This is a genomic window from Neobacillus niacini, assembly GCF_000759675.1.
Lineage (GTDB): Bacteria > Bacillota > Bacilli > Bacillales > Cytobacillaceae > Neobacillus > Neobacillus niacini_A.
This window is the reverse complement of the sequence record NZ_BAWM01000114.1, coordinates 86,462-92,906: the sequence shown is the minus strand read 5'-3', so window position 1 is coordinate 92,906 and position 6,445 is coordinate 86,462. Positions and strand designations below refer to the sequence as shown.

Annotated in this window: 5 protein-coding genes, 1 pseudogene and 1 riboswitch; all 6 genes and pseudogenes read left to right on the top strand. The window is 37.5% G+C overall.

What is annotated here, in order from left to right:
• Positions 1 to 1,039 (top strand): ArsB/NhaD family transporter (locus tag TR08_RS24580; RefSeq protein WP_045522730.1); only part of this gene is annotated, 1,039 nt, incomplete at its 5' end.
• A 28-nt stretch (positions 1,040 to 1,067) separates the two neighbouring features.
• Positions 1,068 to 1,742 carry a hypothetical protein gene (locus TR08_RS24575; protein ID WP_045522728.1) on the top strand — a complete coding sequence of 225 codons (675 nt, stop codon included), beginning with the start codon at positions 1,068 to 1,070 and terminating at the stop codon, positions 1,740 to 1,742.
• 588 nt (positions 1,743 to 2,330) lie between these two features.
• Positions 2,331 to 2,528: pseudogene (locus tag TR08_RS34100) on the top strand (helix-turn-helix domain-containing protein); the annotation flags it as partial.
• A gap of 86 nt (positions 2,529 to 2,614) precedes the next feature.
• A riboswitch (cobalamin riboswitch) is annotated at positions 2,615 to 2,817 on the top strand.
• A 181-nt stretch (positions 2,818 to 2,998) separates the two neighbouring features.
• Positions 2,999 to 3,994: an ABC transporter substrate-binding protein gene (locus TR08_RS24570; protein WP_045522726.1), complete on the top strand. Its 996-nt coding sequence runs from the start codon at positions 2,999 to 3,001 to the stop codon at positions 3,992 to 3,994.
• Positions 3,957 to 5,027: a FecCD family ABC transporter permease gene (locus TR08_RS24565; RefSeq protein ID WP_045522725.1), complete on the top strand. Its 1,071-nt coding sequence runs from the start codon at positions 3,957 to 3,959 to the stop codon at positions 5,025 to 5,027. The genes TR08_RS24570 and TR08_RS24565 overlap by 38 nt, the downstream gene beginning before the upstream one ends.
• Positions 5,024 to 6,436: an ATP-binding cassette domain-containing protein gene (locus TR08_RS24560; RefSeq protein WP_045522724.1), complete on the top strand. Its 1,413-nt coding sequence runs from the start codon at positions 5,024 to 5,026 to the stop codon at positions 6,434 to 6,436. The genes TR08_RS24565 and TR08_RS24560 overlap by 4 nt, the downstream gene beginning before the upstream one ends.
• Positions 6,437 to 6,445 lie beyond the last annotated feature (9 nt).

Genomic DNA, 6,445 nt, shown 5'->3' with positions numbered 1-6,445 from the left:
GACACTCTTTTTTAATAACGACGGGAGTATTTTAATTACAACCCCCATACTAGTCATGTTATTAAACAACATGGGCTTAAAAAATCGTCAAAAAATTCCGTATTTGCTGTCTGGAGCCTTAATTGCGACTGCTTCAAGTGCTCCAATTGGTGTAAGTAACATTGTAAATTTGATCGCTCTAAAAATCGTCCATATGGATTTATGGTTGCATACGGCGATGATGTTTGTTCCTGCTACTCTAGGATTACTACTGTTAACTTGGTTCTTGTTTCTTCGCTTTAAAAAAGAGTTACCAAAAACCGTTCCTACAAATGTTTCGGGTCTGTCAAGTTCTACCTACCACCCACTTAAAACACGTCTAGGAATTCAGCATACTTCGGAAAAAGCTCGTTCTAGATTTATGCGAAATGTTCTTCTATTCGTATTTGCTGTCCGTTGTAGTCTCTTTGTCGCTTCGTTTGTGAACATTCCCGTTTCTCTTATGGCTGTTATCGGCTCGCTTGTTCTTTTAGGATGGAGATGGGCTTATTTAAAAATACCTCCAGGTGATATGCTGAAAAAAACACCTTGGTATATTATCGTTTTCGCTTTCTGTATGTATGTCATTATTTACGGTCTGAATAACATTGGTTTAACAGACTGGTTGATCACTTTCATGAAGCCAATGGTTTCTGGTAGCCTGCTCCATGCGAGTGTCATGATGGGTACCCTACTTTCTGTACTCTCCAATATTTTTAATAATCACCCAGCTCTCATGGTTGGAACACTCACGTTAATGAATATGGATCTAAGTTTACTCGAATTGAAAATTGCCTATCTGGCGAACGTCATAGGCAGCGACATGGGATCGTTACTGCTTCCAATGGGAACACTTGCCACGCTGATGTGGATGCATATCGTAAGGAAAGGGAAAGTAATGATCAGTTGGTTGCAGTATATAAAAATCACAGTCGTCGTCATACCACCTGCGACATTGTTTACCTTAGTCGTTTTATATTATTGGGTTTCTTGGCTTTTTGGCGGCACTCTTTCACGATAAGACATTTGAGAAAAAAAGGAGAATTATGATGCTTATAGATTTTGTTGATTTGATAGGAAAAAAAATTGATGTTGAACTTTCAGGAGGAATTTTTCACAAGGGAATCCTGTTAGATTGTGGGCTTGACATCATTGTCATTTACGATGGTAAAAATCATTCCTTCCTCTACATTCCATTTAATCATGTTCAAAGATTGAAAGAAACTAGTTTAGAGGAAGAAGATTTAAATAATAACCCTCCTGCAGAAAAACCGATTGAAACGGATGTCATATCCTTTCGAAAAGCATTAACGGTTGCTAAAGGTTTGTTTACCCAGATTTATGTGACGGGGAATAAATCCATTCATGGCTATTTAACCAGCATTATGAACGACTATTTTGTCTTTCACTCCCCTGTGTACAAAACGATGTTTATTTCGATGAATCATGTTAAATGGCTAATTCCGTATTCTCCTAATACAACACCGTATTCCTTAGACAAGGAAAATCTACCACTTGTGCCGATGTCCACTCCTTTAGCCAGATCTTTTGATGAACAGTTGAAAAGGTTGGAAAATCAACTTGTGATTATTGATGGTGGAGACCATACTGAAAAAATAGGCGTACTCCAAAAGATTCGAAATAACAAAATAACTCTTATAACAGCCGAAGGGGAACGGATATATCGAAATGTAGAGCATATCAAAACGATACAACTACCGTAACAACGATTTGAAACTTGAGATATTAATTCACTCAACATTAAGTAGAAGAAAGAGTGGTGTCCACATGTTTTGTCAATATAAACAAAAAGAATAATCCACCCTGTGTTTGCAGACGAGGATGGATTATTCATTCACCTAAAGCAATGTTTTTGACCGTGACGTTCGGGTCACGGTCTTTTTTATGGTGTACTACCTATTGTTAGGATATGCTATTTGGTTTAATTTGTTCTAGGTAGAAATAATTTTTTCAGATATATCTCCCCGTAAACTTTCCATGAAATTCTATAAAATCAATCTAAATGACACACCTAATAAATTCAAATTAAAATATCGCTCATAGCTACATATTTAATTACAAAAACACTCACAAATGTTGTAAATCAACGTTTGTGAGTGTTTTTTGTTTTGCCGGAAAAAGGCATGATTTGAATTTATTTTACACATTCAGTGTTGGTTTAAACGGGAAACAAAAACTGGTTCTTTATGCGCTTAATTTTTCTTGTTTACTTAGAATTCTTTTGTATGCCAAATTTGCAGAGGAGAGAATCACAAGACCTAAAATACTCACACTGAAAAAAGAAGGAAACGGGAGAAGGTTTTGTTGAATATGTGACAAGAGTTAAGATGGAAAAAGCAATAGAATTACTTGATCATTCGATAAAGTCAGTAGAACAGATAGCATATGAATTAGGATTTGAAAGTAAAAGTTATTTTCTAAAAACATTTAAAAGGTTTTATGGGTTATCTCCAAAAACATTTAAATATAAAGATAAAGTGTCTTTATGATAATCTGCTATGTCTGTTCCAGTGTTATACTAGAAATAGTTTACAAAGGAAGAAAACTCTTCTATAATAGCTTTTATAACAAAAAATGAATACTAGACAAATAGGTTTCTTAAATGATATGAGTAAGATTCATTTGAGACTAAGAGGGAAGTTGGTGAAAGTCCAACACGGTCCCGCCACTGTAAGCGAGAAGGAAGGTTATAAATTATCCACTGTGTTTTTAACATGGGAAGGGATAACCAACTGGTGATTCGCAAGTCAGGAGACCTGCCTATTATGTTTTTTAAGCTTCCTCGTGGAAAGGAATGTTTAAAGTGCAGGTAATCGATTATGTAAATATTTTATTATTTATTATGAAGATTGCAAGTTATCATGCTGTCCACAAGATAAGTATTATAAAGCTGCCTTTTTACACGCTTTCCACAGGAATAGCGTTTTTTTGTGTTCAATAATAGAAGGGGGAAAAAATGATGAAAAAGATTGTAAAAAAGTGGGGTCTTTTCAGTGTTATTCTGTTATTAAGCATAGGTATCATTGTAGGCTGTGGTACACAGGGACAGAAAACACAAGATAAAGCCGTTGCTACCCAAAACGACAAGAAAGAAGCGTTTAAGGACAGTGGAAAGCAATTCCCTGTAACGATCACCGACGATGCTAATCGAGAGGTAACGATTGAGGAGGAACCTGAAACCATTGTTTCGATTCAGACCAGTAATACAGAAATAGCATTTGCACTTGGGTTAGGCGATAAAATCATTGGTGTTTCCGATTATGATAACTATCCACCAGAAGTAGAAAAAATTGAAAAGGTTGGAGCACAGGATATCAATTCAGAGCTTGTTCTCACACTACTTCCAGACATAGCACTTGTTACGGATTATCATTATAAAACACATCCAGAAACATTAAAACAATTTGAGGATGCTGGTATTGACGTGGTGGTGGTTGGAAGTGCTGAATCCTTTGAGGATGTATATAGCAAAATTGAGATGATCGGTACGGCTACCGGAAGTAAGATCGAAGCTGAAAAAATTGTTACAGATATGAAAGAACGTATTCAGGCAATCAAAGACAAAGCAGCAGCTGTCAAGGATAAAAAGAAAGTTTGGGTAGAAGTTTCACCGGCACCCGATATTTTTACCACAGGACAAAATACATTTATGCATGAAATGCTTGAGACCATTCAAGCCACTAATGCCGCAGAAGATCAAGAGGGTTGGGTAAAGATGACGGAAGAAGAAATTGTAAAATTAAACCCTGATGTCATTATTACCACCTATGGCTACTATGTAGATAATCCAACAGCTGGGGTGCTAAGTCGTGAAGGATGGACAGAAGTGCCAGCTGTGAAGAATAAGAACGTGTTTGACGTTGATAGTGATACAGTTACAAGACCCGGGCCTCGTTTAATTGAAGGAGTCGAGACACTTGCGGAACTTATCTATCCGGAAATTTATAAGCAATAAAATAGGTTGGCTGTATATTTTAAGCGGAGGGCTTTTACTTGGTATAAGCCTTCTTGGCTTATTTTATAGTAGTGTCCCAGTCCCAGTCCCTACCATATTACATATTATACTGGAAAAAACGTTAACAATGGGTTGGCTTGATGAGGTAGCAAAAAATGAAGAAATGATCATTTGGAATATCCGTCTACCAAGAGTTCTTTTAGCATTTTGTATAGGTGCATCCCTTGCATTAGCGGGTGCAGCTTTTCAAGGACTTTTACGCAATCCATTGGCAGATCCATATACCATTGGTGTGTCATCAGGTGCCTCTCTAGGAGCCGTTTTGGTTTTGTTTTTTCAAGTTACGATTGTTGGTTTAGGAAGTTTTACGCTTCCAGTGGTCGCGATTTTATTTGGTTTAATCTCCTTACTCATAGTATTCGGACTCGTTCGATTAAGCAGTAAAAGTTTAGCGATTGAAACCATTATATTGGCGGGAATCATTGTAAGTGCCTTTATTGGTTCACTTGTCTCCCTCATTATTTCATTAAGTGATAGAGAATCTATGACACAAATTATCTATTGGTTATATGGCAGTGTTGGAATGAGAGGATGGAGTCATATTCAACTTATCCTGCCATTTATGCTCATCGGTTCATTTATAGTAATCTATCACTATCGTGAATTAAATGCTCTAGCACTAGGAGAGGATACAGCAGACCATATTGGCGTGGATGTTAAAAAAGGGAAAACGTTTATCCTCATTGGTGCATCATTATTAACGGGAGCTGCAGTAGCGGTTTCAGGGTCCATAGGCTTTGTTGGACTTGTAATTCCACACCTAGTCCGTCTTGTAACTGGCCCAAACCATCGCCATGTCCTTCCGCTTTCCATGCTAATTGGGGGCGCTTTTCTCATTTTAGCGGATTTAATGTCTAGAACCATAATTGCTCCAAAAGAACTGCCGATTGGTGTTATCACTGCCCTAATTGGTGCACCTGTATTTGCCCTATTATTGATTAGAGAAAGACTTGGGAGGGGGACTAATAAATGATAACCATTCAAAACTTGGTCGGTGGCTATACTCATTCCCCCATTATTAAGGGTCTCGATTTAGAAATTAAAAAAGGAGAGTTTTTTGCCCTTCTCGGACCTAATGGGAGTGGGAAAACAACCCTTTTTAAACTCATTACAGGGCAGTTACCGATTAATAGCGGGAAAGTTTCCATATGTGGTAAAGAAATTTCATCTCTCTCAAAACTGGAAAAAGCAAAAAAAATGGCTGTTTTAACACAGGAAGTTCAAGTATCTTTCGATTATACCGTGGAAGAAATCATTAGTCTTGGTCGTTATCCTCATCAAAAAGGGATCTTTAAGCAGCTTTCGAAGGAAGATCGAAAAGTCATTGAGGAGGTTATGGAGATAACCCAAATAAGAGACTTTCGGAAAACACAATTTCGTCTAATTAGTGGTGGTGAAAAGCAAAGAGTCTTATTGGCTAAGGCTTTAGCTCAGGAGCCTGAGATCCTACTTTTAGATGAGCCTACCAATCATCTGGATATTAAACATACCTTTCAAATGTTGAATCTACTAAAAGAGCGACAACAAACAACAGGGTTAACTATTTTTGCTATCCTGCATGATTTGAATGTTGCTTCGCTCTATGCGGATCGTATTGCCTTACTTCATAATGGGAGCTTTTTAGAAGTGGGAGATGTAGACCTATTAAGGAAAGAAGATCAATTAAAGAAGGTTTACGAGGTGAGAGTGAAAGCTCAATCACACCCAACTATTCCTAAACCACAGCTTCTCATGACACCAAACTACTCTACATCAAGTCAGTCATTTAACTTTGAAGACTCATATAAAATGAAACAAACGGAAGAACATATTCATATTCAATTTGATCACTCATTACGGACAATATCTAATATGGTCATAGGTGCTGGTATACAGTGGTTAAAACATTTTTGTCATTTTTATGTGGCGGAAAATGATCAAGGCTCAGGACCTGAAGGAGATTTACACCAATTGATGGCAAAATACTCCATTCCTCATGAGCAAGCGGCCGGGACCATGACGGCTGCAAAACCCGAGGATATGGTGATGGTAACGAAAGAAATAGAAAATATTCAAATGATGGCAATCGTGACAGGAGGGGTCGGGAAAACCATCAACATTATGTTATTTATAGATGCTCATTTTACCGATGGTGCCCTTGTTGATGGATATATGGCTGCTACTGAAGCAAAAGTGAAAGCATTGCAGAATTTTAATGTAGTAGATTCTCATACATCAATAGATACCCTGCTTCTTGCCCTTACTCAGCAAGGGGCAAAAATATCTTGCGCAGGATCAGGAACAGCTGTCGGAAAAGGAATTGGTCAAATGGTGTATAGTGCCATAAAGGAAGCATTTAGCAAGTATGAAGAGAGGGTATCAATTTCGTTGTATAGAGAATAGGGGGAAAGC

Bases quoted from the DNA above. Each gene is read 5' to 3' on its own strand.
- TR08_RS24570 (WP_045522726.1), top strand. From the start codon at position 2,999: ATGAAAAAGATTGTAAAAAAGTGGGGTCTTTTCAGTGTTATTCTGTTA.
- TR08_RS24575 (WP_045522728.1), top strand. From the start codon at position 1,068: ATGCTTATAGATTTTGTTGATTTGATAGGAAAAAAAATTGATGTTGAA.
- TR08_RS24560 (WP_045522724.1), top strand. From the start codon at position 5,024: ATGATAACCATTCAAAACTTGGTCGGTGGCTATACTCATTCCCCCATT.